Origin of the sequence: Polyangium jinanense, assembly GCF_028435265.1 — a bacterium.
GTDB classification, from domain to species: domain Bacteria; phylum Myxococcota_A; class Polyangia; order Polyangiales; family Polyangiaceae; genus Polyangium; species Polyangium jinanense.
The window spans coordinates 167963-193908 of record NZ_JAGTJK010000006.1 but is presented as its reverse complement, the minus strand read 5'-3'; the positions used below and the strand labels follow the sequence as shown (position 1 = coordinate 193908).

The 25946-nt window shown below is 67.4% G+C and carries 21 protein-coding genes; 13 read left to right on the top strand and 8 right to left on the bottom strand.

Annotation, left to right across the window (positions count from 1 at the left end; genetic code table 11):
• The first annotated feature begins 45 nt into the window (after positions 1-45).
• The 5 genes from KEG38_RS15795 (at position 46) to KEG38_RS15775 (ending at position 8416) form a co-directional block, all read left to right on the top strand.
• Positions 46-870 (top strand): metallophosphoesterase, encoded by an 825-nt coding sequence (locus KEG38_RS15795; protein WP_272420287.1) that lies wholly within the window; start codon positions 46-48, stop codon positions 868-870.
• A gap of 589 nt (positions 871-1459) precedes the next feature.
• Complete coding sequence (locus KEG38_RS15790) at positions 1460-3439, top strand: hypothetical protein (RefSeq protein ID WP_272420286.1); 1980 nt, start codon at positions 1460-1462, stop codon at positions 3437-3439.
• A 76-nt stretch (positions 3440-3515) separates the two neighbouring features.
• A complete protein-coding gene (locus KEG38_RS15785; RefSeq protein ID WP_272420285.1) occupies positions 3516-4868 on the top strand; it encodes a radical SAM protein in 1353 nt (450 codons plus the stop codon).
• A gap of 73 nt (positions 4869-4941) precedes the next feature.
• On the top strand, positions 4942-5763 hold the full coding sequence (locus KEG38_RS15780) for a hypothetical protein (protein ID WP_272420284.1): 822 nt from the start codon (positions 4942-4944) through the stop codon (positions 5761-5763).
• Between the two features lie 148 nt (positions 5764-5911).
• Positions 5912-8416: an ATP-binding protein gene (locus KEG38_RS15775; protein WP_272420283.1), complete on the top strand. Its 2505-nt coding sequence runs from the start codon at positions 5912-5914 to the stop codon at positions 8414-8416.
• On the opposite strand, the gene lepB is transcribed toward KEG38_RS15775, so the two are convergent.
• A complete protein-coding gene (gene lepB / locus KEG38_RS15770; protein WP_272420282.1) occupies positions 8413-8970 on the bottom strand; it encodes a signal peptidase I in 558 nt (185 codons plus the stop codon). The two genes, KEG38_RS15775 and lepB, sit on opposite strands and share 4 nt — an antisense overlap.
• A gap of 258 nt (positions 8971-9228) precedes the next feature.
• On the opposite strand from lepB, the gene KEG38_RS15765 reads away from it, so the two are divergent.
• The 3 genes from KEG38_RS15765 to KEG38_RS15755 all read left to right on the top strand — a co-directional run bounded on the left by KEG38_RS15765 (position 9229) and on the right by KEG38_RS15755 (position 12222).
• A complete protein-coding gene (locus KEG38_RS15765; protein WP_272420281.1) occupies positions 9229-9909 on the top strand; it encodes a TetR/AcrR family transcriptional regulator in 681 nt (226 codons plus the stop codon).
• A complete protein-coding gene (locus tag KEG38_RS15760; RefSeq protein WP_272420280.1) occupies positions 9910-10671 on the top strand; it encodes an SDR family NAD(P)-dependent oxidoreductase in 762 nt (253 codons plus the stop codon).
• 105 nt (positions 10672-10776) lie between these two features.
• Positions 10777-12222 carry a hypothetical protein gene (locus tag KEG38_RS15755; RefSeq protein ID WP_272420279.1) on the top strand — a complete coding sequence of 482 codons (1446 nt, stop codon included), beginning with the start codon at positions 10777-10779 and terminating at the stop codon, positions 12220-12222.
• Between the two features lie 14 nt (positions 12223-12236).
• Here the strand turns inward: KEG38_RS15755 and KEG38_RS15750 are convergent, their stop codons facing one another.
• Entirely contained in the window at positions 12237-14249 is a 2013-nt protein-coding gene (locus KEG38_RS15750; protein ID WP_272420278.1) for a Hint domain-containing protein, read from the bottom strand.
• 62 nt (positions 14250-14311) lie between these two features.
• Here KEG38_RS15750 and KEG38_RS15745 point away from each other — a divergent pair, with 62 nt between their 5' ends.
• Entirely contained in the window at positions 14312-16216 is a 1905-nt protein-coding gene (locus tag KEG38_RS15745; protein ID WP_272420277.1) for a hypothetical protein, read from the top strand.
• On the opposite strand, the gene KEG38_RS15740 is transcribed toward KEG38_RS15745, so the two are convergent.
• Entirely contained in the window at positions 16208-16954 is a 747-nt protein-coding gene (locus tag KEG38_RS15740; RefSeq protein WP_272420276.1) for a hypothetical protein, read from the bottom strand. The genes KEG38_RS15745 and KEG38_RS15740 overlap by 9 nt on opposite strands.
• Before the next feature lie 6 nt (positions 16955-16960).
• Positions 16961-17896: a LysR family transcriptional regulator gene (locus KEG38_RS15735; protein ID WP_272420275.1), complete on the bottom strand. Its 936-nt coding sequence runs from the start codon at positions 17894-17896 to the stop codon at positions 16961-16963.
• 75 nt (positions 17897-17971) lie between these two features.
• On the opposite strand from KEG38_RS15735, the gene KEG38_RS15730 reads away from it, so the two are divergent.
• Entirely contained in the window at positions 17972-18805 is an 834-nt protein-coding gene (locus KEG38_RS15730) for an SDR family oxidoreductase (protein WP_272420274.1), read from the top strand.
• Between the two features lie 3 nt (positions 18806-18808).
• On the opposite strand, the gene KEG38_RS15725 is transcribed toward KEG38_RS15730, so the two are convergent.
• The 3 genes from KEG38_RS15725 to KEG38_RS15715 form a co-directional block, all read right to left on the bottom strand.
• On the bottom strand, positions 18809-19771 hold the full coding sequence (locus KEG38_RS15725) for a hypothetical protein (RefSeq protein WP_272420273.1): 963 nt from the start codon (positions 19769-19771) through the stop codon (positions 18809-18811).
• Position 19772: 1 nt separating this feature from the next.
• Positions 19773-21455 carry a MutS-related protein gene (locus tag KEG38_RS15720; protein ID WP_272420272.1) on the bottom strand — a complete coding sequence of 561 codons (1683 nt, stop codon included), beginning with the start codon at positions 21453-21455 and terminating at the stop codon, positions 19773-19775.
• A gap of 93 nt (positions 21456-21548) precedes the next feature.
• Positions 21549-22013, bottom strand: a complete 465-nt coding sequence (locus tag KEG38_RS15715) for a GFA family protein (protein ID WP_272420271.1) — start codon at positions 22011-22013, stop codon at positions 21549-21551.
• 107 nt (positions 22014-22120) lie between these two features.
• Here KEG38_RS15715 and KEG38_RS15710 point away from each other — a divergent pair, with 107 nt between their 5' ends.
• The 3 genes from KEG38_RS15710 (at position 22121) to KEG38_RS15700 (ending at position 24974) form a co-directional block, all read left to right on the top strand.
• Positions 22121-22591: a zinc metalloprotease gene (locus KEG38_RS15710; protein ID WP_272420270.1), complete on the top strand. Its 471-nt coding sequence runs from the start codon at positions 22121-22123 to the stop codon at positions 22589-22591.
• An 8-nt stretch (positions 22592-22599) separates the two neighbouring features.
• The gene (locus tag KEG38_RS15705; RefSeq protein ID WP_272420269.1) at positions 22600-23571 is read left to right on the top strand and encodes a D-2-hydroxyacid dehydrogenase; all 972 of its coding nucleotides are present in this window, start codon (positions 22600-22602) and stop codon (positions 23569-23571) included.
• Positions 23572-23744: 173 nt separating this feature from the next.
• A complete protein-coding gene (locus tag KEG38_RS15700; RefSeq protein ID WP_272420268.1) occupies positions 23745-24974 on the top strand; it encodes a cyclase family protein in 1230 nt (409 codons plus the stop codon).
• A 3-nt stretch (positions 24975-24977) separates the two neighbouring features.
• Here the strand turns inward: KEG38_RS15700 and KEG38_RS15695 are convergent, their stop codons facing one another.
• Positions 24978-25901 carry a PAS domain S-box protein gene (locus tag KEG38_RS15695; RefSeq protein WP_272420267.1) on the bottom strand — a complete coding sequence of 308 codons (924 nt, stop codon included), beginning with the start codon at positions 25899-25901 and terminating at the stop codon, positions 24978-24980.
• Positions 25902-25946: the final 45 nt, after the last annotated feature.

Sequence of the window (25946 nt, the reverse complement as noted above, 5' to 3'; positions counted from 1 at the left end):
CTTCGCGGGACGGGCGCGGGGTCGGCGACGCTGCTAGGGTGTCGGATGCAAAAGCGCCTCAGCCGACGAGACCTCCTGCGTGTCGTGGGGTGTTGTGCGGTCGGGATCGTCGCGCTCGACGCCCTCGTGCTCGAGCCTTCCTGGCTGGAGATCGCCGAGCACGATGTCCCCGTCCCGGGCCTGCCGCGGGGCTTCGAGGGCTTCCGGATCGCCCACCTCTCGGATTTGCATCTGAGCTCGCTCGGGAGCGTCCACGACGCGATTCTGGCCGCCATGAAGTCGTTCCAGCCAAACCTCGTCGTCCTGACTGGCGATTCCGTCGAAGATCCGAACGCGCTTGCGGTGCTCTCGGAGTTTTGCCGCGCCCTCGCCGCGACGGGGCGCGAGGTGGTCGCGACGGTCGGGAACTGGGAGCATTGGGGCGAGGTCCCGATGGACGAGCTGCGCCGGAGCTTCGTGCGTGTCGGCGCGCGGCTCCTCGGAAACGAATCCACGCGGCTCACGAGCGGCATTGCCGTCGTCGCCACGGATGACTTTTGCAGCGGCCACCACGACCTCACCTCCGCCTTGCGCGACGCGCCCGCGGGACCTCTGCGATTGTTCCTCACGCACGCGCCCGGCATCTTCGACGAGTTGCCGAAAAGCGCGCCGCGCTTCGATCTCGGCCTCGCCGGACATACGCATGGCGGGCAGGTGCGGGCCCTCGGTGCGCCGTTATGGGTCCCGCCCGGCTCGGGGCGGTTTCGATCGGGAATGTATACGACGGACAAAGGGCAGATCTACGTAAGTCGTGGGATCGGCACGAGCGTTTTGCCCGTGCGGTTCACGTGCCGACCGGAGTTGCCCGTGTTTCGGCTGGTGGCGGGATGACCTGGGTGAGGTTGATTCCGGACATCGGATGAATGAACCCCCACACGCAGGATACCAAAGGGGGATGAGCAACGACATCCGCTTGGTTCGATCGGTTGGGTGGGCGCTCCTTCCGCCCGCGTTCGTGTTCGGCACGGCTGCCTGCGGCCCTTCGGTCAGCGGCGGCGGGGGAGGCGCAGGGGGTGTGGATGATCCCGTGGGTTCCGCGACGGTAAGCAGTGGGAGCTCCTCGTCCAGCACCGCGAGCGCATCTTCGTCGAGCGCAGGGGGCAGTGGCGGCGGAGGCGCCGGCGGGATGGGTGGATCCGGAGGGATCGGCGGAATGGGGAGCTCCTCCTCGGGAGTCGGAGGGATCGGCGGAATGGGGAGCTCCTCCTCGGGAGTCGGAGGGATCGGCGGAATGGGGAGCTCCTCCTCGGGAGTCGGAGGGATCGGGGGCATGGGAGGCATGGGGGGCATGGGGGGCATGGGCGGCTCGTCATCATCCTCGTCGGCGTCATCCTCATCGTCGTCATCCTCATCGTCATCTTCGGGGGCGGGTGGTGGTGGTGGCGGCGGTGGCGGATGGACCTGCACGTTGGCCGCGCCCATGAACGCGCTCGAATGTCTGAATGGCAAGAAGGGCATCACGGAGACCGACGTCGATTGTGGAGGGCCGTGTTCCCCGTGTCCCCCTGGGCTCGGCTGCATCCTCGCGAGTGATTGCCGGACGGGGGTTTGCAGCGGCGGCATTTGCCAGCCGGCCACGTGCGCGGACGTGGTCAAGAATGGCATCGAGACCGACGTCGACTGCGGCAGCGAGTGCGCTCCTTGCGCGGCAGGCCAGATTTGCTCGGTCGCGCGTGATTGCCTGACGGGCGTCTGCACCAGGGGGCAATGCCAGCCGTCGACCTGCTCGGACGGCTTGAAAAACGGCGCGGAGACCGCCATCGATTGTGGCGGTCCCACTTGCACCAAGTGCGGCTTCAAAAAGAGCTGCCAGGTCGCGTCCGATTGTCAGAGCGGGATCTGCGCGCAGGGCTTTTGCATCGCGCCGACCTGCCAGAACGGCATCAAGGACGGCAACGAGGTTCAGACGGATTGCGGCAGCACCTCGTGCCTCGGGTGCCCCGCGTTCGCCCCGTGCGGGTTCGGCTACGATTGCCAGAGTAACAGTTGCGTGAACGGGCACTGCTCGTCGCCTCCGTCTCCCCTCACGGTTTCCCTCGCGGGATCGGGAACGGGGAAGGTGACTTCCTCCCTTCCGGGCATCGATTGTGGCACCACGTGCACGGCGACGTTCGTGGGACCGACGCCGACCCTCGAGGCTCGTCCGGCAATCGACTCCGTCTTCGGAGGCTGGTCGAACAGCTGCAAGGGCCTGACCTGCGACATCCAATCGGGGACCGTGACCGCGACGTTCAATGCGCAGCCACGCGCCAAGCTGTCGTGGACGCAGACCTTCCAAGGCGATGCCGTCGAATCGATCGAGGATGTGGCCGCCGACGATTGCGGCAACGTCGTGGCGGTCAGCGGGCAGACGAATCGCGTATGGGCGCTGTCGCCCTCGGGGTCGCTCCTCTGGTCGAAGAACTTCCCCGGCGGGGGCGTCTCGGTTGCGATCGCCCCAGGAAACGGCGTGATCCTGGCGGGGAGAGGCACCACGAACGTCGGCCTGGGTGGCCCCAGCCTCACGTGCAGCGGATCGTTCGTGGGTATGCTGTCTCCCCTGGGCGAGCACGTCTGGTCGAAATGCCTGGGCACGGGAGGCACGGTGAGCGTGTCGCAGATCGCCCTCGATGCGGATGACAACATCGTCCTGACGGGCCTGCTCTCGGGCACGGTCGATTTCGGCGGAGACCCCCTCGTCGCCGGCAGTAGCTCCGACCTCTTCCTGGTGAAGCTCGCCCCCGACGGGAGCCACATCTGGTCGAATCGTTACGGATTCGCGAATTATGTCGAGGGAATCGCGATCCGGGACAACGGTGAAATCGCGGTCGCCGGCACCTTCGTGACCGCGACCAACTTCGGGAGCAATCCCATTACCACCACGATCACGATGCTGCACGATGCGTTCGTCGCCACCTTCTCCGCGACAGGGACGAACACGTGGGCCACGAATTACGGGACCAATTATGTTGATTGGGGCAAGGGCGTAGCCTGGGGCGCAGGCGGGCAAGTGTATGCGGCGGGTGGATGGAGCGATGGTCCGAACGGGAATGGCATGTCCACCCTGCTTGGCGGTTTCGTCGTGCCCATCAAGGGCAAACCGTGGGACTGGCGCTTCAGGAGCGACTCCTACGATCGCGCGAACGACATCATCGCCCTTCCAGACGGAAACTTTGCCATTGCGGGCGCCTTGTCGCAGGGCGGAAATCTCGGCAATGGCATGACACCGTCCGAGGGCGGCGCGATGTCGGACGTGCTGGTCGCGAAGCTCGATTCGCAGGGCCATCTCCTCTGGGCGTCCGCGTTTGGTACGCCGGACGAGGACGACGGCATCGCCGTGGCCGCCGACAAGAGCGGCCACGTCTATGTAGGCGGGCGTTTCGGTACGGCGACCCTCTCGATCTCGCGGTTCTTGCCCTGAAGCCGAGCTCGGCGGATCCCGGTCGCGCTCGGGGGTGAAAGCGAGTAGACTCCGATGCTCCGCGCGGGAGGCGTCGATGCGCTTCATCCTCAGTAACTACGGGCACCGATACCTGCAGCACCTCGTGCGCTCGGGCGCTCTCGAAAAGGCGCTCGAAGCGGACGAGTTGGACCGGCTCCGCCAGGTCTTCGCCCGCGGCGTCCTCGACGAGGACGAGAGCCCCGAGCTCGCTGCGCTCGTGGCGCGCGGGATGATCGAGCCCGCGCCCGAAGGCATGGATCGCGACGCCGCACGCCTGCGCTACGAGCGCAACCCGCTCGAGCACATCCGGCGTGTGGTCTTCGAGTACACGACTGTCTGCAACCTCGATTGCAACCACTGCCGCAATTCGAACCTGGAGGCGCACGCCGAGGCCGATCCGACGCGGCTCCGGCGGGTCGTCGACGCGGTGCTGCCCCTCGGCCTCGGCCGTTTCGACTTCATCGGCGGCGAGGTCACGCTGTATGGCAAGGGCTGGCTCGATCTCGTCGCGTACATCCGCGCGCAGGGCGGCACGCACGCGTCCGTCATCACGAGCGGGTGGTTCTTCGGCGAGACGGATTTTCGCGCCGCCGGAAAACGTTATGCCGACGATCGCGAATACCTCGCCGATCTGCGGGCCCGCGGCCTGACCCACGTCATCGTCAGCCTCGACGGCCCCGCCGCGGCGCACGACGTTTGTCGCGGCGTGCCCGGCCTCTACGATCGCGTGATCGAGGGGCTCGACAAGGTGCGCGACGCCGGCCTCGAGCCGCGCGTATCCCTCGTGGTCGGCATGGGTACCTCCGGCGCGGAGGCGCGGGCGTGGATAGCCGACCTCTCGCGGCGCATCTATGGTCACCAGGCGGGCGACCGCGTGGCCACGCAGCTGCTCGTGCAGGACGACTCCAACTACGTGAGCAATTTCATCGACGTGGGCGGCGGCGTGAAGCTCCGGCGCTCGCGCGGCGACCTCGCGGCGTTCACCGATGAAGAGCTTCGCTGCAAGAACTTCTTCCGCCCCGCCCCCACGCTGCGCATCAAGGCGACGGGCGAAATCGCGCTTTGCCCGCTGATCGAGGGCGGCGACGGGTATGGCAACGTGCACGAACGGGACATCGTCGAGCTGCTCAACCACATGCAGGACGCCTTCGTGTACAAGCTGCACGCCGAGCGGCGCGTCGGCGCGCACCTTCGATTCGTCGAGCCCGAGGTCTTCGGCGGGAGCATCGGTCATGCTTGCAGCGTGCGTGTCGCAATCAACATGATCGCCCGGACCATGCACGAGCGTGGCGTGGCCGAAGACGATCACGCAGCGATTCACGCCATCAATGTCGAGGTCGCCGAGAAGATGGGCATATTGCCGCGGACCGGCATCCACCGCGCCAATGGCCACGTCCGCCCGCGCTGATGGGGCGGGGTTTCGTCGCTGGACGGCGCCTCGTCGCTCATCGTCCGTTTCGCGTGATACCCGAGGCATGACCATGCGCCTCCGCCCGTCGGCCTCGAATGCCGCTGCGAGCTTCGCCCTCTCGTTGTCCGTTCTTGCCGCGTGCGAGGCGCCGCGATCGAGCCCCGTCGATGCGAGCCTGCCGGAGGTCACGATCGAGGACGCGGGCGCAGAAGTCATCGTCGATGCGGCGCCCGACGTCGAGCCCAAGCGCGAAATTGGCCCGTTCGAGATGCCGTTCCTCGGCAAGCGCACGGTCTTCTTCGCGAGGCCGAGCGAGCGTGCAAAGGGGCACCGGCTGATCGCGAACTTGCACGGCGTGTGCAATCCACCCGGGTATGCCTGCGGCTACTGGGTGAATGCGGCTTCGCGTGTCGGCTTCCTCGTTTGCCCGACGGGCGACGCGACGTGCGGCAAGGCCGCGTACGATGCGCCGACGTGGTCGGGGTCGTACGAGAAAATGGGAGACGACCTCGAAAAGGCGATTGCCGTGGTCGATACGGCGCACCCCGGCGAGATCTCCCGCGAAGGCGCCATCTTGACGGGTTTTTCGCGCGGCGCCTATGCGGCGGCCCGGATCGCGCAGGCGCATCCGGGGCGCTTTCCGTATCTCATCCTGAACGAAGCGGACGTGAAGCTCGACGGCTCCGCGCTGCGCAAGGCGGGCGTGCGCGCGGTGGCGATGATTGCGGGCGAACGAAGTGGCCAGGTCGCTGGTGAGCGCGCCACGGTGGCGAAGCTCGTCGCGCAAGGGTATCCGGCGAAGTTGTGGATCATGCCCGGCGCAGGCCATCATTATTCGGAGAACATCGATCAGATCATGGCCGAAGCCATGACGTGGCTCCTCGAACGCTGAGCTCGTTCGTATCGAATACGCTCGGTCCGCGCGCTCGTTCCTCGCTAGGACCGAGCCGAACGGCTCGACCGGTGTTATTTTTCCTTCGTCTCCGCGCGGGGGGCGGCAACTCCAGCCGCCGCGCGCTACGGAAGGGAGGGGGAACGGCATGGCGAGAAGCGGAAAGGCGGCCTGGTCCCGCACCCTCGGTCCTGCCGCCATGTTGTTCACGAGTTACTTCCTCCTCGCGGACTGGGGGCTCCAATGGGCGACGGTCCCCGGCGCGGGGTCCCCGGTGTTCCCCGCTGCGGGAGTCGCCCTCGCCGGTCTTTTGCTCGGCGGCCTGCGGCTGTGGCCGGCCGTGTTCGCCGGCAGAATGGCCGCATTTTTCTTGGACGGACGTTCCTTCCCGATGTGGGCCCAGTGCGCCATTGCGGCGGGAAACACGATTGCAGCCGTGGGCGGCGCCTGGATCCTCACGCGCGTGCATGTCCGGCCCGCCCTGACGCGCCTCCGCGACATGCTGGCTTTGATCGGCGCTTGTGTCGTCAGCTCGGCCGTCGGCGCCACCATCGGGAGTTCCACGCTCGCCAGCGTGATCGCGCATGGATTCGGGCGAGCTCCAGTTTTATGGCTCACCTGGTGGGCGGGCAACGTGATGGGCATGCTCGTCGTCACGCCCCTCGTGCTGAGCTGGATGCCCAGCGAGCCGATCGGTCGGTCGTTTCGGTGGTGGCTCCATCTTGTGCTGAGCACCGTGACGGCCGGGGCCGTCGCATGGTTCATTTTCGGGCCTCATATGCCCCACCTGCCCCTCGCATGGTTGATTTTCCCGGCGCTCATGTGGGCGGCCTTGGCAGGGGGCGTGCGGGGAGCGACGGCGGCCATGCTACCTTCGGCCTCGGCCGCTGTCTGGGGCACGACGGCGGGATATGGGCCGTTTGCCCCCGTCGCGGAGCATTTGCGGCTCGTTCTGCTCCAGCAATTCGTCGCGGTTGCCGCCGCGAGCACGCTGGTTCTGGCCGTCGTCGTGGACGAAAGGCGAAGAAGCGAGCTGCTCCGCGAGAATGAAGAACGATTGCGGCTCGCCAGCCGAGCCGGGCGAACCGGCGTGTGGACCTGGAACCTCACGACGGGGAGGGCGTTCTGGACCCCGGAGGCCTGCGAGCTCTACGGCTACGGAATGGGCTGCACGGTCGATTACGAGCGGTGGATCGAAAGCGTTCATCCGGACGACCGCGAGCAGACTCGACGCAAGGTCCGTGAGGCCGTCGAGCAGGCGCAATCCGGAGGGAGTGGGCCCCATTCCTACAAGGACGAATACCGCGTCACCCACGTCGACGGAACCACCCTGTGGCTGGAGTCGAGCGGCGCCATCGAGCGGAAGGGAGACGAGCTCGTGATGCTCGGCGTCATCCGGGACATCACGGAGCGCAAGCTCGCCGAGGCGGCCCTGCACGAGAGCGAAGCGCACATTCGCCGCGTGCTCGATAACCTCTTCGCGTTCGTCGGCGTGCTCGACCTCGAGGGGACGGTTCTCCAGTGCAACCGGGCTCCGCTCGAAGCGGCGAACATCACCGCCGTCGACGTCCTCGGGAAGAAATTCTGGGATTGCTACTGGTGGAGCGGTTTGCCCGAAGCGCAGGCGCGGATCCGCGATGCCATGGACCGCGCCAAGCGCGGCGAGGTCGTTCGTTTCGACGTGACGGCGCGAATGGCAGGGAATTCCCTCATCTGCGTCGACTTCCAGCTCGCGCCGCTGCGCGACGACGAGGGCCGCGTCACCCACCTTCTTCCCTCCGGGATGGATATCACGGCGCGCAAGCGGGCCGAGAACGAGCGCGAGCGACTGCTGGAGAGCGAGCGAGCCGCCCGCGCGGAGGCCGAGCGCGCGAGCCGCCTCAAAGACGAGTTTCTCTCGACGGTGAGCCACGAGCTCCGGACCCCGCTCACCCTCATCCTCGGCTGGTCGCAGGTCCTACGCCGCCGGGCGAACGGCAAGGATCAGGACCTCCACAAGGGACTCGCGGTCATCGACCGCAATGCCCGCGTCCTTTCGCAGCTCATCGAGGACCTGCTCGACATGGGCCGCTTCAGCACCGGAAAAACGCGTCTCGAGGTGCAATCGGTGGACCTGCACGACGTGGTCGCGCTCGTCCTCTCGTCCGTCGCCCCTTCGGCGGCGGCGAAACACATCGAGCTCGAATCCATTTCGAGGCCCTTTCCGGGCAGGGTGTGCGGTGATCTGAATCGATTGCAACAGGTGATCTGGAACCTCGTGAGCAACGCCGTGAAATTCACCCCGAGCGGCGGGAAGGTCGAGGTCACGCTCGACCGGATCGACGATCTCGTCGAGATCACCGTGTCCGATACGGGGCAAGGCATCAAGCCCGAGTTCCTGCCGCACGTCTTCGAGCGGTTCCGCCAGGCAGACAGCTCGCCGACGCGGGTGCACGGCGGGCTCGGCCTCGGGCTCGCCATCGTGAAGAACCTGGTCGAGCTCCACGGCGGTACCGTGCGCGTGACGAGTGATGGCGAAGGAAAAGGCGCGACGTTCGTCGTGAGGCTCCCGATCGAGGAGGCTCGGGTTTCCGAGGGCGCGGAGGTCGACGACGTCTCGAATCTGGGGATTGCGGTGCGCGCCGTGAACGACTCGACGCGCCGGACGGGCTAGAGGGATTTCCAGGTGAAATCGCCGTTGCGGAGGAAAACCCGCACGGCGCGTCCGCGGATGGCGTCGCGCGCCACGAAGCCGAACAGCCGGCCGTCGTGGCTGTTTCCGCGGTTGTCGCCCATCACGAGGTAATGGCCGTCGGGCACACGCGCAGGCCCGAAATCCGGTTTACCGAAGCCGAGGCGGAGCGGGTGGCGTGTATCGCCGAGCTCCTCGTAATCACCGCTGGGCTCGTGCGTGACAGAAGCTTCCTGCCCATTGAGCGTGATGCGGCCGTCCTTCACGGTCACCATGTCCCCGGGGCCGGCGACGACCCGCTTCAAAAGCGTGGAATCGTTTTCGGGCGACGCCAGGACCACCACGTCCCCCGGCTGCGGCTCCGAGGTTGGCAGGACGTACGTATCGACCACGGGCAGCCGCACGCCGAACGCGCGTTTGTCGACGAGGATACGGTCGCCCACGTGGACCGTCGGCTCCATCGAGCCGCTCGGAACGACGTAATGGTCGGCGAGCGAGGTTCGCGCGAGGAGCATGACGGCGGTGACGGTCGCCATCGGCAAGACCTCCTTGAGGACACGACGACGGCGACCGGGGCCCGATCGGGGCGACGGCGAGGACGAGGAGGGAGCGGTGGAAGAGCGAGCAGAAGCAGGGGCGTCCATCGCGCCTGAAACCGACTGCTTCCGCGTCTATTCCCACAGAGTTGCTCCCGTCCGCGCGAGCGCCCCGAACGCGCGCGCCGACGCGGACCGACCGATCGTCCACGGCATCCTTGACAGTACGACCGATCGGTCATATGACTGGGCGGTCGCATGCCGAAGAGCACCTTTTTCCGGCTCCCCGAGGAGCGGCGCGCGCGCCTCGTGCACGAGGCCATCGTCGAGTTCGCCGATCGGACGTACGCCGAGGCGTCGTTGTCCCAGATCGCGCGACGGGCGAACATCCCCAAGGGCAGCGTCTATCAATACTTTGAAGACAAACTCGACCTGTACCGGTGGCTCCTCACCGAGGAGGCGCCGCGCCTGAAGCGCGAGTTCGTGGGGAAACCGAGCCTGGAAGGTGATTTCTGGACGCGCCTCGAGGATTTCATCGAGCGCGGCATGGCGTTTCTCGTCGAGCACCCGCGCCTCGCCCGTCTCTCCGCGGCCGCGGCCGATCCGACGGCGAACCCGGAGGTCCGCGGCCTGCATAAGGCCATTTGCGAGGCAGGCATCCAGGAGCTCCGGGCCGTGCTCGAAGCGGGGGCCGATAGCGGCGCGCTCCATGCGCCCGATCTGGACGTAGCGACACGCTTCGTGGCCACGATCATCGGCCCCGGGTTGACCGACGTGGTGCTCAAGGAGCTCGGCGCCGAGCTCCACGAGGTGCTGGCCTCGGATTCCCTCCGGAAGCGGCTCGGGCCCAAGCGTCGCCGGGCGCTGGCCCAAAAGGCCGTCCACTTCATCCGAAAAGGTTTGGGCTCGGAGAAGCCTCAGCGTGGAAAGGAAGCGTGAATGATCCGATTCGATTTTTCGGGGCGCGTCGCGCTCGTCATCGGCGGCAGCTCCGGCATCGGGCTCGCCTCGGCGCGCGGATTCGCGCGAGCGGGCGCGGGCGTCGTCATCGCGGCCCGCGGGGAGAATGCAGGGCGCGAGGCCTGCGCGGCGCTGCAAGCCGAGGGGGCGCGGGCCCTCTTCGTACCGACCGACGTGCGCGACGAGGCCACCGTGGCGCGCGCCGTGAAAGAAACCGTCGAGCATTTCGGGCGGCTCGATTTCGCGGTGAATTGCGCCGGCGGCGGCGACATGGCCCCGCTCGAGGATACGAAGCAGGACGTGTGGGACGACGTCATGGCCGTCAATGCTCGGGGGGTATGGCTTTCCATGCGGCATGAAATCCCGGCGTTGATCGCGTCGGGAGGCGGCGCCATCGTCAACATCAGCTCGATCTTCGGCATGGCGGGCAGGGCGGCCCAGCATGCGTACGTCGCCTCCAAGCACGCGGTCGTCGGAATGACGCGGTCGGTGGCGCTGGAGTATGCGACGAAGGGAATCCGCGTGAATGCCCTTTGCGCGGGCGTCACCGGGACACCGAGCATGCGCCAGTTCGAGGCCTTCGCCCCCGAGGTCGTCCAGCAGCTCGTCGCGCTGCATCCCATGGGTCGAATGGCCAGCGAGGAGGAGATGGCCGGGGCCGTGCTCTGGTTGTGCTCCGAGAGCGCGGGTTACGTGACCGGCGCGCCCTTGCTCGTCGACGGCGGCTTTCTCGCCGCGTGACGGATGAGCACCGGACGAACCGCATTCACGCGCGCCACGACCACCAGGCTTGCTGCCGGGCCTGACGCGCTGCGCGCCTGGTTTCTGCGATGGTATGCGGCTCCGATGGTCGGACGTGTCTTTGCGGCATTCCCGGAAGCGCGGAGCGTCGTGCTCGCGGTCGCCTCGTTTTCGACGGCGGGCGGGCCTCGGCTCGCCGTGCGGCTCGTGCCGACGGAGCACGAGGACCCGCCCTGGCCTCGGGTCGCATTCGAGCGCTACAATCCCCTCGCGGCGCCTCGGGTCGCGCGCCGGATCGAAGCCATTCACCGCGATCTCCTCCCGGAGTCGGACCCGACCTTTGGCGACGACCCGTCGATGTTCGTGGCCTTCGGCGCGTACAGCAAACAGGATCGACGGCCAAGTGATTCACTGGCGCATGCATTCGTGCCCTACGCGATCTTCCGCCGGTGCATCCCGGGGGAGTGGGACGAATTCGTCGTCGAAGAGGTGGGTCAGCTCTTTCAACCAGACGTCGAGGAGCGGTGGCGGAAGTACAGCGGGCTCGACGACCCGCCCATCGATCGGGCGCGGCCAGCGTCCGTCTTGCCGCACCTCACGCGAGAGACATTGCTGCATGTGGCCCGAGCGCCCCTACGATTGCCGCTGCTTCGCCGAAGGGGGCAGGACCTGCTCGCGGCTCACCGCCTGTGGCAGGAGCAAAGGACCGACGCCGCGCGCTTCGCGTTTCATCGATCGATCGCGGCGTTGCACCGAACGCTCGAAGCCCCGCGCGAGCCCGTCGCGCCTCATGCGCGGGATGCGGGCACGGGCCGTGCGCGATGGAGGGCGTACGCGTCCCCGCTGGACGGGTACTGGCGTCCTTCCTCGAACAGCTCCGTATCCTCGTACGAGCATGAATTGGTGTCCGATCTCGCCGCCTACCTGGCATGGTATGGCATTTCTCTTGCGAACGCCGCGTTCGAGCAGGTCGAAGACGCACAGCGCGTGATTCTCTTCAACTGGGTGGAGGCCGACGGGCAGAACGATTGCGCGTACGTCTCGTGCTGGCTCTCGCGGGAATCCCCCGGACGCGGGCCGCATCTGCCCACGACGACGGAGGGCTGGCTCGCGCTCCCCGACGATGCGCTCGCGGCATTCTTCGGTCGTGGCGTGCCTGGCACCGCATCCATCCGGGAAGCCTTGTGCCGCGCGTTTTTCCTCGACGAGAGCTTTCGCGCGTTGGACGAGAACGATCCTGACTCGCCGCCCTGGGGCGTTCCGGTGGTGGCATTTCGTCGTATCCCTCGCACGCCGACGAGCCGTGACCCGCGGACGTTCGACGTCGCGGTCGACGTGCTCGTCGAGAGTATCCGGACGGTCGATGACGGGGGCCGGCTGCCCTCCGAGGACGGGCTTTGTGAGGCCCTCGTGGCGCACGTCGAGGAATCGAACCTGCGGGACGCGATGCACGAGCTCCTGATTGCGGCGCAGGGCCTTGTTCAGGGCGTCGAGAGAGGAGAGGAGACCTGGGCGCGCGCCGTGGTCCGCAGCGTCGTTTTTCTTGGATGAGTGCCGGAGGTTGATCAGTAGTTGTGCACCAGGATTCCACCGGCGAAATAGTTGTGCTGGCCATCGACGGAGAGGTCGTAGACCGTCGTCCGATGGTCGAAATCGGTGCGCGCTTCGAGCGTCACCGGCGCGCCGTTCTCGCCGAGCAATACGTCCCCGATTTCGAGCGCGCGTGCATGAACGTATCCGCGACCCACGACGAAGATCGGATGCTCCGCCGTCACGCGTAGCTCCTCCCCGTTCGAGAGCCGGAACGTCGCCACCGGCCGCTCCTCGCGCTCGGCCACGCGGCGGACCTGCCAAACGCGGCGCGCTCCGTGCTCGACATCATACCCGATCACGGCGTCGCCGGGCCGCAGGCGCTCGATGGCCACCTCGCCCCGCGGCGTCGCGACGGGCGTACCTGCGGCAAAACACGACGGTCCGGCGATCCCATAGGCGGCATCGGTCGCCGGACGCATCGCGCCCTTGGCATCACGCAAGCAGGGCACGAGCAGATACCCGCCATCACAATCGATGGGATCCCCGGAGAGCTGCACATCGAGCTCCGCGCCGCCTGGCGTTCGGAGCGCACGCTCGCCGAGGAGCGCGTCGAGCATCCGCCGATCGAGCGTGCGGACCACGGTGCCCGCGTCGCAGGTGAGCGCGGCGCGCGCGCCCGGGGATTTTTCTTGGGACGCGGCCACGATCGCGACGGCGCGGGTCTCCGGCGGGAGCTCGCGGACGTGGAGCCTCACATCGAGGTAGCAATCGTAGCTGGCGGGCGATGGCACGAGCTCGATGGGGCCGGTCGACGGAATGGATATCTTTTCGGGTTCACCCGCGCGCGCCTGGCTCGGCCGTTCGTCGCGGACGAGCAGGTCGTCGACGAAGTAATCATCTGGCGCGCCGACGTCGAGCAAAGGAGCATCCATCGAATCCGCGTCACTCGGGGCTGCGGCGAGGCGAGGACGGGCCCCGGAGGCGGCGAGGAGCACGTCGCCCTTCTGCAACTTGGAGGCGACTTGGAACGTTCCGACGTCTGGCAGGAAAAACTTGCGCGCCTGGGGAACCTCGATGCGCCGTCCGTCGTCGAGGCGCAACCACACCGAAGGACGGTACTTGCTGCGCACCGCGCGCACGCGCGTCGTGACCCGCTGCTTCTTGGCGACGTCATACGCGAGAATGTGATGCCCCACGACGAGGCGATCGGCCTGAACGCCGCCGGAAGGCGTGGCCACGATATTGCTCTCCTCGGAGCCGTCCAGGAGCGAAACGGACGAACCCAAGGCTTCGTCCGCGGCGTGCAGGCGTCCTTCGCGGTCGCGCACGCAGCCGAGCACCGCATAACGCCGATCCCGGCGGATTTCCGGTGGCGTGAGCCGGAAGGGCAGGGTCAAATCGTCGCCGCTCGCGGCTGCGAACACACCACGCCCGACCTCGCGCACGACCCGTCCGTCGCGGCAATCCATGCGCACGAGCCCGCCGAGGGGCTCCCCTTTCTCGGCGAGCACGAGCGCGAAGGAGACGGCGTCGTCGTCGAGCGGCGTGACCCGTACGCCCACTTCGATCCCCTGGGGCAAGGCGCGTGCGTTGAGCCAAGGCACGTGGCGCTTGCCCGCGAGCGTGCTCGTCGCGACCAGGCGATCTTTTCGGTAAGCGCAAACGCGGTACGAATCGCCCGACGAAAGCGGCTTTTCCGTCGTCGTGGGCAGCGCGAGGCGAGCACCGCGGAGCTTTGCCTTCGGGAGTGTGGCGAAAAGTTCGCCCGTATTGCACGTGCCGGGAACGACGGGGCCGCGGCTCCTGCGCACGGTGAGGCGATCAAAAGGTGTCGACGTCTGGAGCAGGCCGAGGCGCAGCGCCGGCAAACCGCGGTTGTCGGTGAATTCGGTGATCGACGCGACGGCCTGCGCCTGGGGGAGCTTCGGCGCGGCCTCGGCGACGCTGGGACCCATATCCGCAGCGCCGCAACTCGCACGCAAGCCCGCGCCGAGGACGAGGAGCGTGAGCCAGGCGCGTCGACGTCGCGGGTGCAGCGTTTCCATGTGGTGGACTCGACCGGAGCACGGTTTTCCCTCGACGGCCAAGTATTCCGCGACGCGCCAACATGCTACGGTTTCGCGCGGTGCGCCTCTTCTCCTCCCTCCTCGCTGTCCTCGCGACCTGCACGGCGCTGCTCGGGTGCTGTCGCCCGCCCCCTTGCCTCTCGGGCGCCTGTCCCCAGGTCGGTCTCGAAACGCCGGACGAAATGTTTCGCCTCGTTCGTCGGGAGCTCGAACGGTCCGAGGACGCGACGCCGCTCGTCGGTGGGCACATCCTCGAACAGCTCCCCTGGCTTTTTCCCGACGTGAGCCATCTGCCCGACGCGCCGCGATGCCGCTTGGATCTCGTCGACGCGGCGTCGGCAGCCACGTTCGACGAGAAGCCGATCACGTTTTCACGAATGCTGATGGCTCGCATTCGCGCCGTGGGGAACATGTATAGCACGCGGGACGTGTCGGACGCCAAAGCCGTGTATCTGCGGAGGCTCGTCGAGCTTGACGAGTCGCGCCTCACCGATTACCAGTTTTCCCCCGGCGAAACGGGTCCCGCTCCGCCGAAATCGCTCGTGCGTTATGCCGCGCTCTCGGGACTCGAACGGTTCAACATGCCTCTGCACGAGACAGAGGGGCTTTTCCGGCGGCTGCAAACGTCCCCGGACGATCGCGCGGCGTGGATCCTGCACGAGACCGTGCTCAGTTTCCTCGAGTTGGCGCTCCACCGGACCCCGAAGCACAGCACCGATGAGCTGGCCAAGGGCCTGTTTTTCTCCTGGCTGCCCGACATGCAGCGGCGATTGAATGGCCCGTCCGACCCGCTCTCGCTCGAAATCGTGCTCCAGCGCATGCTGCCGCTGGGGGTCTTCAGCACGAAGGTCGGCGTGACGGACGAGGCGCGCAAGCTCCTCGAAAGCATGATCGCGGCGCGCGGGGACTTTCCGCTCACGCGTGGCATTCCCGGCGCCGCGCGTGATCTGACGGCCACTGCTTGGATGGCGCTGTTCGACCTCGACAATCCGCGTTCGAACACCAGCATTCGGACGATCCTCCCTTCGCCCGCGCGCAAGGTCTTCCGACCGGACGAGGTCTGGCAGGCGGATCCTGCGCCGGCCCATCCCGCCGCCGAGGCCGTCGCGGCGCGGATGCGCGACCTCGAAGGCGAGCTTCTGGAGCTGAAATTCGCGTATGGTCGTTGCCACGTACTGCGAGAGCAGGTGTTCTGGGTACCTCCCGGCGATGCGGATCGCCTCTTCGAGAGGATGGTCGCGCCGCTCTCTCTGGGCGGAAAGGTGGCGTTCAGCAGCGAAGCGTTCTGCCGCATGCACGCCGCGACCAGCCTCCGCGCGGCGCCGGACAGCAAGCGCGTGGGCCTCGTGCTCCGGTGGTTACGCGCGGAGCCGGCCGACATCGCGGAATGGGATCCGACCGGCAACAGCACCGACGCCATGGTCGGGCCCGACACCAACAAGAAGCAGATCAAGGAGCGCGCTGCATCGGTGCTCGCCGAAAACCCCCAATGGGTCGAGCGTCACGCCGAGCTACGCGCCTGGGTCGCGGAGCAAGCGCAGAAGCGGAATCCAACCACGGGGCGTGCGGAGCACGGCCCCCTGTGGGAAGAGCTCCATCCAGCCTACGAGCGGCTGCTCGCATTTCACGCATCGGGGCACCCCGAGGCGAGCGTCGAGATCGGCCGAGCCATTCTGCGCGTCTGGATCGAGAGCGCACGCGCTACCCTCGGGGACGAGATCGGCCTGGGCTCCTACGATTCTGCGCTCGCCCTGAAGCTCTTCGCCCTGGGCGATTTCGCCGTGCGTTTCGGCTTGCGCGACGAAGCCCAGGCGCTCTTCGACGACATGGCGAAACGTGTCGTTCCATCCCCGCGCGAGGGCAGCCTGGGTCTCCATTTGTCTCTTGCGCACGATGCGACGGTCGCATCGCTCTTGATGTCGTTCACGGTGGCGCCGTCAAAATGAACCGCCCACCACCGCGCCACCCGCGAGCGGCGCGACAAACCACGAGACGCCCGGCGCAGGACGTCGCGGTTGCCCCACGCTCCCCGTACCGCCTCCGCTTTGGTACTCCTTCCAATCGTCGATCGCCGCCGTCGGCATCGTGAAAATTTGCGCCTCACTGAGCGCAATTCCGATGGTTGCGCTCAGCGCGCCCGTCACCGGCCTGCCATACCCCAGCGCCAGCACGAGGCCGACGCCCGTCGACACCGTGCCGCAGAGCACGTGATTGAACCATTTGCGGCGGAGCACCTCCGATTCCGCGCTCTCGCGAAGCAGCCGCTCGCCACGCGCGAGTTTCTTCCGTCGCTCCTCGGGCGTCGACTCCGGCATGGCGCGCAGATCCGCGGCGGCGTGACGGGCGGGAAATGGTGCGAGGCCCAGCGGAATCAGGCCGAGCGACGACCCGACCGCGCCCACGGCGGCATCGGCACGGAGACCCGGATCGGTGACGGCAACGGCGATGACGCCTTGCCCGACCGTCAGCGCGCTCCACCCCGTGTACCAGCCATACCACCATCGATTCGCCGCGGGGGTACCCCGATCGAGGCGCGTCTGGAGAAAGGCGATGCGCCGCGTGACCTCTTCGTCCGATGGAGGCGCGGCGCGCAGCGGAGGCTCGGCGCGTGCGGAGGATGCGGCGAGCGAAAGGGCAGAGGCGACAAGGAGCGAGAGGTTTGCCCGGACGAGGTTTGTCATCATGATGCACTACGCCTTCTTGGAATTCCCTGCTTTGGAAGGACGCCGCTCACGGGCCGTCGACTCTCGCACGATCGTGATGAACGCGCGCAGCGCCGCGCGCACGAGGCGGTGGCTCGGGTGAAACAGGCAAAGACCGGGGAACGGCGGCGTCCAGTCCGCGAGCACGCGGACGAGGCGCCCCGCCTCGACATCGGCGGCGACCGCGAGATCACTCAGGAACGCGAGGCCCGCGCCGGCGAGGGCTGCCTGCAGAACGAGGTCGTCATTGTCGAGCGTCAGCGCGCCTCGGACGTCGACGGCCACCTCGCGCCCGCGCTTTTCGAGCTCCCAGCGATACACCATGCTGCTGGCCATGCGGCGGCGAATGCACTCGTGGTCGAGCAGATCCTTCGGCTTCGTCGGCTTCGGACGAGATGCGAAATACGACGGCGCGCCGACCACGGCCATGCTGATGTCTGCGCCGCACGGAATCGCGACCATGTCCTGCGGTATGGCCTCCGCGAGCCGCACGCCTGCATCGAAGCCCTCGGCGACGATGTCGACGAAGCGCTCTTCCGTCACGAGCTCGACGCGCACGTCGGGATGGCGCCGTCGCATTTCGAGGATCATGGGAAGCACCGCGACCTGCGCAGCGCCCTTGGACGTGTTGATGCGTAGCGTGCCGCTCGGCGTGTCCCGCAGCTCGTGCATCTCGTCGAGCGTGGAGGAGACCTCCCGGAGCGCCGGCTGAACGCGCCTGACGAAATGCTCGCCGGCCGCCGAGAGCGACACGCTCCGTGTGGTGCGGTGGAACAGCCGGACCCCGAGCCTCTGTTCGAGCGCGGAGATCGCGTGGCTGAGCGCCGAAGGCGACATCTCGAGCTGCCGGGCCGCGGCGCGAAAGCTCTTCAGGCTCGCGATGGCGACCACGGCTTCGAGCTCGATCAAGCTGGCGCGGATCATTGTTCCAAAGTTTGCATCAGAGCATGCCGGATTGCACGGATTGTTTCATCGGCCTTCGCACTTTACATCGAGGGCATGAGCAAAACGGTTCTTGTGACGGGTTGTTCGTCGGGGTTTGGTCGTGACATCGCGAAGGTGTTTGCCGCGGAGGGCTGGAACGTCGCGGCGACGATGCGCACGCCGGAAGCGGAGTCGGAGCTCCGCGCATCGGATCGGATGAGCGTGCTCCGGCTCGACGTGCAGGATCGCGCGAGCATCGACGCCGCCGTGGCCTCGACGCTCGCGCGGTTCGGCTCGATCGACGCCGTCGTCAACAACGCGGGCTTCGGCCTTTTCGGGGTGTTCGAGGAGACCACGCGCGAAAAAATCCTCGAGCAGTTCGAGGTGAATGTGTTCGGGATGATGGACGTGACGCGGGCCGTCCTCCCCACCTTGCGAAAGCAGCGCTCCGGCGTCGTGATCAACGTGAGCTCGGGCGCGGGGGTGTTCACGCTCCCGATGATATCCGCCTATTGCGCGAGCAAGTTCGCGCTGGAAGGGTTTTCCGAGGCGCTCTCGTACGAGCTTCTGCCACTCGGCATCCGCGTGAAGATCGTCGAGCCGGGCGGCGTGACGAGCACGCGCTTCGGCGAGCGTAGCGCCAAGGAGGCGGGCGAGAGGACGCCGATGGCCGATTACGTGCCGTTCGTCGAGGGCGCCGCCCAGGTGTTCGCGGAGCTCAGGCAGGCGCGCGGCCGCGCGACGTCGGAGGAGGTCGCGCGGGTCATTTTCGAGGCCGCGACCGACGGCACCGATCGGCTGCGTTATCTCGCCACGAAGGACATCGCGCCGCTCGTCGAGGCGCGGCGACAAACCTCGGAGGAGGCGTACATCGAGATGATGCGGTCACGATTCGCGCCCAAGCTCTGATTCTCACGGTGTCACGGCGCGGCGCACCGCGACGGCCAGGCTGCACGCTTCGAGCTCGTCGCGGTGGCTCGAGCCGAGCGACGACAAGGTGAGCTCCTCGTGTCGCCGAAGCACCCGCAAGAGCGGCTTCTTCGCGGCAAGATCATACAGCATCACACGCGCCCCGGCTTTCGTATCCGCGACGGCGAGCAAGAGCTCCGCGGCGGCCGCCTTTTTGGCGAGGTCGACCGGCGCTTTTTGAAGGTCTTTCCGCAGCCGCTTCAGCACGTTTCGATCCTGCGCGGTACGCACCGAGCTCTCGAAAGCCGGCGCGAGCACCGCGAGGCCGACCCGCAGCTCCGCGAGCCGCCGGACGTTCGCCGTCTCGTCGTCGACCTTCGCTCCGGCAAAGTACACGCCACGCACCTTCGCGAGCAGATCACGCTCCGATGTGGAAGCCGGCGGATACATCAGGCAAACGAGGAATGCGTCCTTGATCGATCCGCGCGCCGCATCGTCCACGCCCCGCGCATCACGCAGCTCCGCCGCCGGAGCACGAAGATAAAGCGCAGGCCGACGCAACGTCGCGTCGAGCGCGCCCGCCGCGCGCAGCGCCGGGTCGATGATTTCCACCGTCTCCCCGTCCGCCGCCGCCTCCACGAGCAATCGCTCCGTATCGGCGACGAGCCCCTCGTGCCCCGCCGGAAGCCCCGGGCGGAGTGCATCGAGCTCGCCGAGCAGCGCGGTCCGCTCCGCCTCGAGTTCGCGCCGCTCGTGGAACACCATGGCCGCAAAAAGCCCCGCGATGACCACGAGCGCGAGCAGCGGCAAGAGCTTCGCAGGCCGGAATCCCTCGCGGCTCGCGAAGGGCGACGCCATTCCGAGCCCCGCCGCGTGATGCTTCGCGCGTGCTTTGTGGCTGACGGCCCGCTCCACCCGCGCGCGGAGCGCCGGATTCATGCGCGGCGTGACCAGAAATGTCGCCATGTCAGCTCCCCCGCGCCCGCGCGGCCGGCGCGCGCATGTTGCGATCGATGAGCCCCTCGAGCTCGTCGCGGCTCACGCCGAGCCGCGCCGCCGCATGCGAGGCGAGCGACGTCGTGGCCACGCCCTCGACGAACTGGTACGTCGGCCGGTGCGCAGCGTCGAGCCCCACCTGGATGAATCTGAGCCCCGCAATCGAGTTTTCCCGCGCGAGCCGCGCCGCGAACGTCAGGAAATGCGTGGTGATGAACGCCTGCGGACGCAGCTTCGCGAGGAGCGTGATCACGAGTTCGAAGATCTCTTCGCCCTCGGACGGGTTCGTCCCGGAACACAATTCGTCGAGCATGACCATCGCGCCGGGGCCGAGCATCTCGAACAGCGCCCGAATGCGCACGAGCTCCATCCCGAGCCGCCCCTCGCTCTGATCGACCCGCGTCTCCTGGATCAGCGAGACGACGAGCCCCGGGACCCGCACGAGGCTCGCCTCGCGCGCGGGCACGAACATGCCCCCTTGCGCGAGGATCTGCGCCAGCGCCACCGATTGCAAAAGCCGCGTCTTGCCGCCGGAGTTCGGGCCGGTGATGAGGACCGTCGCGCTCGTCCGATTCGTCAGGAGATCACACGGCACCGCGCGCACGCCGCTCGCGACGAGAAGCGGATTGAAGAGCCCGAGCAGCTTGCGTGGCCGGTCGTCCGCGCCCTCCGCGGCCGTGCGTATCTCGGGCAAGCAGACTTCGAGGCCCGCGGCCTCCGCGAGGTCCCGGAAGCCGAGCGCCCCGAGATACACTTCCATCTCGCCGAGGAGCGGAATGAACCGGAGGACGTGCGCTTCGATGCCCTCGAAGACCGCGTCGAGCAGGCGCGCCATGACCTCGCCGTCGCTGAAGCGGTAGCCACGGAAAAACATCTCGATCTTGGCGAGCCATCGTCGCGCCGGCGAAAGGACGAAGGGATTGTCCTGGCGCTCGCGGAGATTTCGAACCTCGAAGCCGCGCACGCGCCCGTCGGCGCCGACGCGAATCGTGACGCCGAGCGTGGCGAGGTGCTCGTCGTAGTTGAGCAGATCGACCATCGATCGATATCCCTCGGTCTCGCGGACCGAGGCGCCGAATGCACGCAGACCCGAGAGGCCAGATTGCGCACCGTCGAAGGATTCGCTCATCCGATCGAACGCCTCCTTGACGAGCACGAGCACGTCGAGCTGCCGTCGCGTCGCGTCGAACTTTTTTCCAGCCGTCGCGCCTTCGAGCGCGGAGCGCAGGCGGCAGGCGATCGTGTAGAGGTCCTCGAACTGGCGGCGATAGACGGTCGAACCGGAGAGCTCGCGCAAGATGTCGCGCCGGTGCTCCGTGACGCGGGGATCCGTGGGCGGATGCGCGAGGACGCGGAAGATGAATGCGCGGTTCACGACCGCGTCGCGCTCGCCCGATCGCACGCGGAAGCCGCGGGCGACGAGCTCTTCGAGGAACAGGTCCGGCGCGAAGCTCTGCGGATCCCATGTGGATGGCGCGAGCGGCGCTCGATCGAGCGCCTGGCTGAAGAGCCCGCCGGAGACCCCGCTCGCGAATGCGAACGAGAGGGCCTGGCGCATCTCTTCGAGGTCGGGCCGGGCGATCGGATCGGGGTGGAGCAGGCTCAGGATTTCATGAGCCGGGGCGGTGTCGGGGGCGGGTGGAGAGGGTTTCATGGGCGGCGCGAGGAGGGGACGTTCCGAGAGGGATGCCGCATGGTCGCCGAAAGTTCCCGCGACGACAAGCCCGCCGCGCGCGGCTCGAACGTATCACCGCGCGTCGCTTGGCGCGGCCTCCTCGGTCGCGACGTCGGCAATCCAGTTCCGCTTGCGCCGCGCGAGCCGGACCTCCTCGGTTTCTCCGTCCAAGGTGGCGGATGCGCGCCGGAGGAGCAAAGGATCGACGCCCTCGAAGGTGTTGACATTGACGACGGCGTAGAGGCGACCCTCGATGCGGCAGGTGACCACCGGCGTGATGCCACACTTCGCGCAAACGTGGAAATCAGCGGTTTTCGTGCCGAATGCATACTTCGACACGAGGGAAGGCTCGCGGACGCGCACGCGGAGCGAGCCGGTCGGGCAGGAGGTCCAGACGCCGCCGTGCTTGGTGCAGAACGAGCACGTGCAGGCGCGCGCCGGGATCTCGGAGGGCTCCGGCGTCCAGTCGAGCGTGAACGAGATGTTCGCACAGTGGCATTGGCCGTGAATCAGCATCGAGGCTCCGTTCGTTGACACGTCGACATTAGCGTGGTTTCGCCGGACGTGCTTCCTGAAATGCGAGCGCGGAGACGAACCCGTTGACGGGCCTCCCCGCCCGGGGGACACTCTTCGTGGAGATGGCAATGCGCGTTCGTGACGGCTACCTTGTGATCGGCCACTTCGGGCGGGCGCCGATTCGTATCCACTGGACCATGCCGCTCGGCGCGTTCGTGCTCTGCGGGTTCATGTTTTCGCTGGGCGCATGGCTCGGATTCTTGATCCTCGTCCTCGTGCACGAGCTCGGCCACGCGCTGCTCGCCCGTACGGTCGGGGGCTACGTCATCTCCGTCGACGTTCATGCGGTCGGCGGGTCTTGCGAATGGGCTGGTGACGTCACCATGAAGCAGCGAGCGATCGTCGCGTGGGGCGGCGTCCTCGCGCAACTGGCCGTGCTGCTCACGGCGCCCCTCTGGTCGAGCGTCCTGCCGTCCGGGGGGTTTTTCGGGGAGATCACGACGGTGCTCACGAAGACGAACCTGATGTTGCTCTTCCTGAACCTGATTCCCTCCCCGCCGTTCGATGGCGCCGAGGCTTGGCGGCTGTTCCGGCGCTAGGCAACAGCATGACGCTGACCATTTTCTGCGATACGACGTTCCCGGAAGAGGCGCTTTGTGTGCTCCGCGAGGGCGTGGCCGGGCATTCTCTGGTGTTCGCCTCCGCGAGGACGTCCTCCAATCTGGCGAGCGGAGCGCCGGACCCCGTGCTGCTCACGGCCGACGTCGCCTTCGGCCAGCCGGCCGTGGACGGGCTGCTCGGTTCGTCCCGCCTTCGCTGGGCCCACCTCACCAGCGCCGGGTATACTCGTTATGACGTCGACACGATTCGCGCGGCGCTCACGTCGAAAGGAATCGCTCTCACGACGAGCTCCACGGTGTATGCCGATCCGTGCGCCGAGCACGTGCTCGCCATGATGTTGTCCATGGCGCGGCAGCTCCCCGCGTCGCTCGACGCGCAACGAACGACGCGCGCCTGGGAGAGCACGCTGCGACGCGAGCGGTCGTTTTTGCTCCGGGGACAAACCGTGCTTTTGCTCGGATACGGGGCCATTGGCCGGCGGATTGCGGAGCTTTGCGCGCCCTTCGAGGTGCGGCTCTTCGCGTTCCGTCGACGCGCGGAGGGGGATCCTCGCGTGACGATCGTGCACGACGGGGACATCGATCGTGCGCTGGGCGAGGCGGATCACGTGGTGAACGTGCTTCCGGAGAACGAGGCGACGCGCGGGTTCCTCGATCGCAGCCGGATCGCGCGGCTGCGCGAGGGGGCATTCGTGTACAACGTGGGGCGAGGAACGACGGTGGATCAAGGGGCATTGCTGGAGGCCCTGCAGAGCGGGCGGCTCGGAGGCGCATATCTCGATGTGACCGAGGTCGAGCCGCTCCCGGCGGATCATCCGCTGTGGTCGGCGCCGAATTGTTTCATCACGCCGCATTCGGCGGGCGGGCGGCGCGGAGAGCACCTCGCGCTCGTGCGCCATTTCGTGGACAACCTGAGGCGCTTCGAGCGGGGAGAGGCGCTCGTCGATCGGGTGCTCTAACGCCGGGTATGCCCGCGTGCTCACGGCGCGCAGACAGTTGTCTTACGAAACCGCTTGCAAATTCCGTTCGGGTCGTGTTTGGTGAAACGTGAACGGTCATTTCCGTTCGATGCGCTGGACTCGATGGTGCAGCCGTGAAATTGCGGCTGCGCTGCACGAAAGGAGAACGCAGCATGCGGTTCTTGAAGCACGTGTTTGCGGCCCAGGGCGACAAGGCGCGGGTGAGCCGTCGTGATTTCCTCGGCGGCGCGGCGGGCGCGGCAGGCGCCTCCGTGCTCGCGCAGATGATTCCGGGGCGGGCGCACGCGAGCCCGCCTTGCCCCCCGCCTCCGAACGTCGGCGGACCCTTCACCGACGATCCCGTCACCCTCGAATGGATCTTCTCGCGATGGGACGATCTCGGCGCCTGGGGTGACACCGTCGGCACGCTGGTGGAGATCAACGAGGCGAAGCGCAAGGACGCACTGAAGCTCGGGCAGCGCGGAGATGCGAAGGTGTATTCGCTGGGCGAGCCCATGCACCCGCAGATGCCGGCGTTTCCCGCCGACCCGCCGCGCCGCGCCGATTACTGGATCGCCGCGTACGGGCCCACCGGCGACAACCAATTCATCTTCCAGGACGATCGGTTCGAGGCTTTCACGTTCCAGATCGCGACGCAGGTCGACGATTTCAACCACCCGAGCTTCGGCGGATGGTTCTACGGCGGCCACCACTTCGACCAGATCACGCCGCGCCCCGACATCCTCGACCCGCTCGACCGGTGGGACCTCGCCCGCGCCGACTCCGCGGCTCAAAACTACGGGCCGGACAGCATCCTCGGGGGCACGAAATCGCTCGGGCTCCAGAACATCGGGCCGATCATCACGCGGGGTCTGCTCCTCGACGTGCTCGGCTACAAGATCGCGGCGGGGCACACGAGCGCCATCGCGCCCAATGGAAAATCCCTCGCGCCGGGGTATCGCATCACCATCGCCGACCTCCAGGCGACGATGGATTGGGAGGGGCTCGATTGCATCCAGCCCGGCGACGTGGTCATCATCCGCACGGGGTGGAGCCATTACTGGGCGGACGAGGCGCTCTGGCCGACGTACATGGGCGCCGCGCCCGGCCCGTGGCTCGCCGAATGCCACTGGCTCGCGCAATTCCGCCCGGCCATCGTCGCCTCGGATACCTATGCGATGGAGTGCTTCCCCGGCCCGCGGCCCACCACGCTCGCCGAGGGGCACCAGGTGCTCATGGTCGCGAACGGCATTCGTATCGGCGAGGGCTTCAATTCCGCGGCGCTCGCCGCCGACCAGGTGTACGAGTTCATGTTCTTCGACACGCCCTACAACCTCCAGGGCGCGACCTGCGCGGGCAACGCCCCCGCCGCGATCGGCGGGCCGCGCAAAAAGAAGAAGTAATCGCTACGAGCGCCGCGAGAACGCCCAGGCGATTCCGCCTTGCAACGTGCCTCGTGTGACGAGCCCCGAGAGGTCCACGTCGAGCTCCACGAGCGTCTGCGCGACGCTCCCGCGAATGCCCGTCAGCACCACCTGAGCGCCGAGGAGCCGCGCCGCCTGCGCGGCGCGGACCAGCGTCGTCGCCACGTGCGCGTCGACCACGCTCACGCCGGTGATATCCAGGATGGCCACGCGCGCGCCTTTCTGCGCGATGCCCGTGAGCAGCGTTTCGAGCACGAGCTCGGCGCGCCGCGCGTCCACGGTGCCGACGAGCGGAATGGCCACGATATCGTCGCCGATCGGCACGAGCGGCGTCGACATTTCCTCGAGCATCCGGGACTGCGACCGCACCAGATCCTCGGCGTCCTTGCGCGCCGTGATGTCCGTGAACGTTGCGATCGCGCCCGTCACCACGCCTTGATCGTCGAGCTGCGGCGCCGCGCTCACCAGGAGCCACACGCGATCTCCGAGCGCGGGTCGGTCGACCCCATGCACGAAATTACGCACGGGTTTCCCTGTCCGCAGCGCGACGGAGATCGGATGGACCTCGCCCGGGCATGGCGACCCATCCTCGTACACCGCGCCCCAGCGTGGATCGAACGAGGTCCGACCCAAAAGCTGATCCTCGGTCACGCCGAGCAACGTGAGGGCATGCGGGTTGAAGAGGATGTTCTTCCCGGTCGGATCCTGCATGACCACGCCCACGTGCAAGCCCTCGAGCAGCGCGCGGAAACGCTCCTCGCACGCGTGGAGCTCTGCCTCGAAGTGCGGAGCCTCCTGGGCCTTTTCGCGCAGGGCTGCGTTTTCGCGCTCCAGCATGTCGATGCGCGCAAGAAGCGTCTGCCGATCCTGATCATCGCGATGGGTCTCTGTGATATGCCCGTCCACGTCCTGCCTCGCTGGATGCCGCATCGCTGCGCGCGGCCACTTCCA

Excerpts from the sequence above, each read along its gene's own strand:
- KEG38_RS15795 (WP_272420287.1), top strand. The coding sequence starts at position 46 with ATGCAAAAGCGCCTCAGCCGACGAGACCTCCTGCGTGTCGTGGGGTGT.
- KEG38_RS15790 (WP_272420286.1), top strand. The coding sequence starts at position 1,460 with ATGAACGCGCTCGAATGTCTGAATGGCAAGAAGGGCATCACGGAGACC.
- KEG38_RS15785 (WP_272420285.1), top strand. The coding sequence starts at position 3,516 with ATGCGCTTCATCCTCAGTAACTACGGGCACCGATACCTGCAGCACCTC.
- KEG38_RS15780 (WP_272420284.1), top strand. The coding sequence starts at position 4,942 with ATGCGCCTCCGCCCGTCGGCCTCGAATGCCGCTGCGAGCTTCGCCCTC.
- KEG38_RS15775 (WP_272420283.1), top strand. The coding sequence starts at position 5,912 with ATGGCGAGAAGCGGAAAGGCGGCCTGGTCCCGCACCCTCGGTCCTGCC.
- lepB (WP_272420282.1), bottom strand. The coding sequence starts at position 8,970 with ATGGCGACCGTCACCGCCGTCATGCTCCTCGCGCGAACCTCGCTCGCC.
- KEG38_RS15765 (WP_272420281.1), top strand. The coding sequence starts at position 9,229 with ATGCCGAAGAGCACCTTTTTCCGGCTCCCCGAGGAGCGGCGCGCGCGC.
- KEG38_RS15760 (WP_272420280.1), top strand. The coding sequence starts at position 9,910 with ATGATCCGATTCGATTTTTCGGGGCGCGTCGCGCTCGTCATCGGCGGC.
- KEG38_RS15755 (WP_272420279.1), top strand. The coding sequence starts at position 10,777 with ATGGTCGGACGTGTCTTTGCGGCATTCCCGGAAGCGCGGAGCGTCGTG.
- KEG38_RS15750 (WP_272420278.1), bottom strand. The coding sequence starts at position 14,249 with ATGGAAACGCTGCACCCGCGACGTCGACGCGCCTGGCTCACGCTCCTC.
- KEG38_RS15745 (WP_272420277.1), top strand. The coding sequence starts at position 14,312 with ATGCTACGGTTTCGCGCGGTGCGCCTCTTCTCCTCCCTCCTCGCTGTC.
- KEG38_RS15740 (WP_272420276.1), bottom strand. The coding sequence starts at position 16,954 with ATGATGACAAACCTCGTCCGGGCAAACCTCTCGCTCCTTGTCGCCTCT.
- KEG38_RS15735 (WP_272420275.1), bottom strand. The coding sequence starts at position 17,896 with ATGATCCGCGCCAGCTTGATCGAGCTCGAAGCCGTGGTCGCCATCGCG.
- KEG38_RS15730 (WP_272420274.1), top strand. The coding sequence starts at position 17,972 with ATGAGCAAAACGGTTCTTGTGACGGGTTGTTCGTCGGGGTTTGGTCGT.
- KEG38_RS15725 (WP_272420273.1), bottom strand. The coding sequence starts at position 19,771 with ATGGCGACATTTCTGGTCACGCCGCGCATGAATCCGGCGCTCCGCGCG.
- KEG38_RS15720 (WP_272420272.1), bottom strand. The coding sequence starts at position 21,455 with ATGAAACCCTCTCCACCCGCCCCCGACACCGCCCCGGCTCATGAAATC.
- KEG38_RS15710 (WP_272420270.1), top strand. The coding sequence starts at position 22,121 with ATGCGCGTTCGTGACGGCTACCTTGTGATCGGCCACTTCGGGCGGGCG.
- KEG38_RS15705 (WP_272420269.1), top strand. The coding sequence starts at position 22,600 with ATGACGCTGACCATTTTCTGCGATACGACGTTCCCGGAAGAGGCGCTT.
- KEG38_RS15700 (WP_272420268.1), top strand. The coding sequence starts at position 23,745 with ATGCGGTTCTTGAAGCACGTGTTTGCGGCCCAGGGCGACAAGGCGCGG.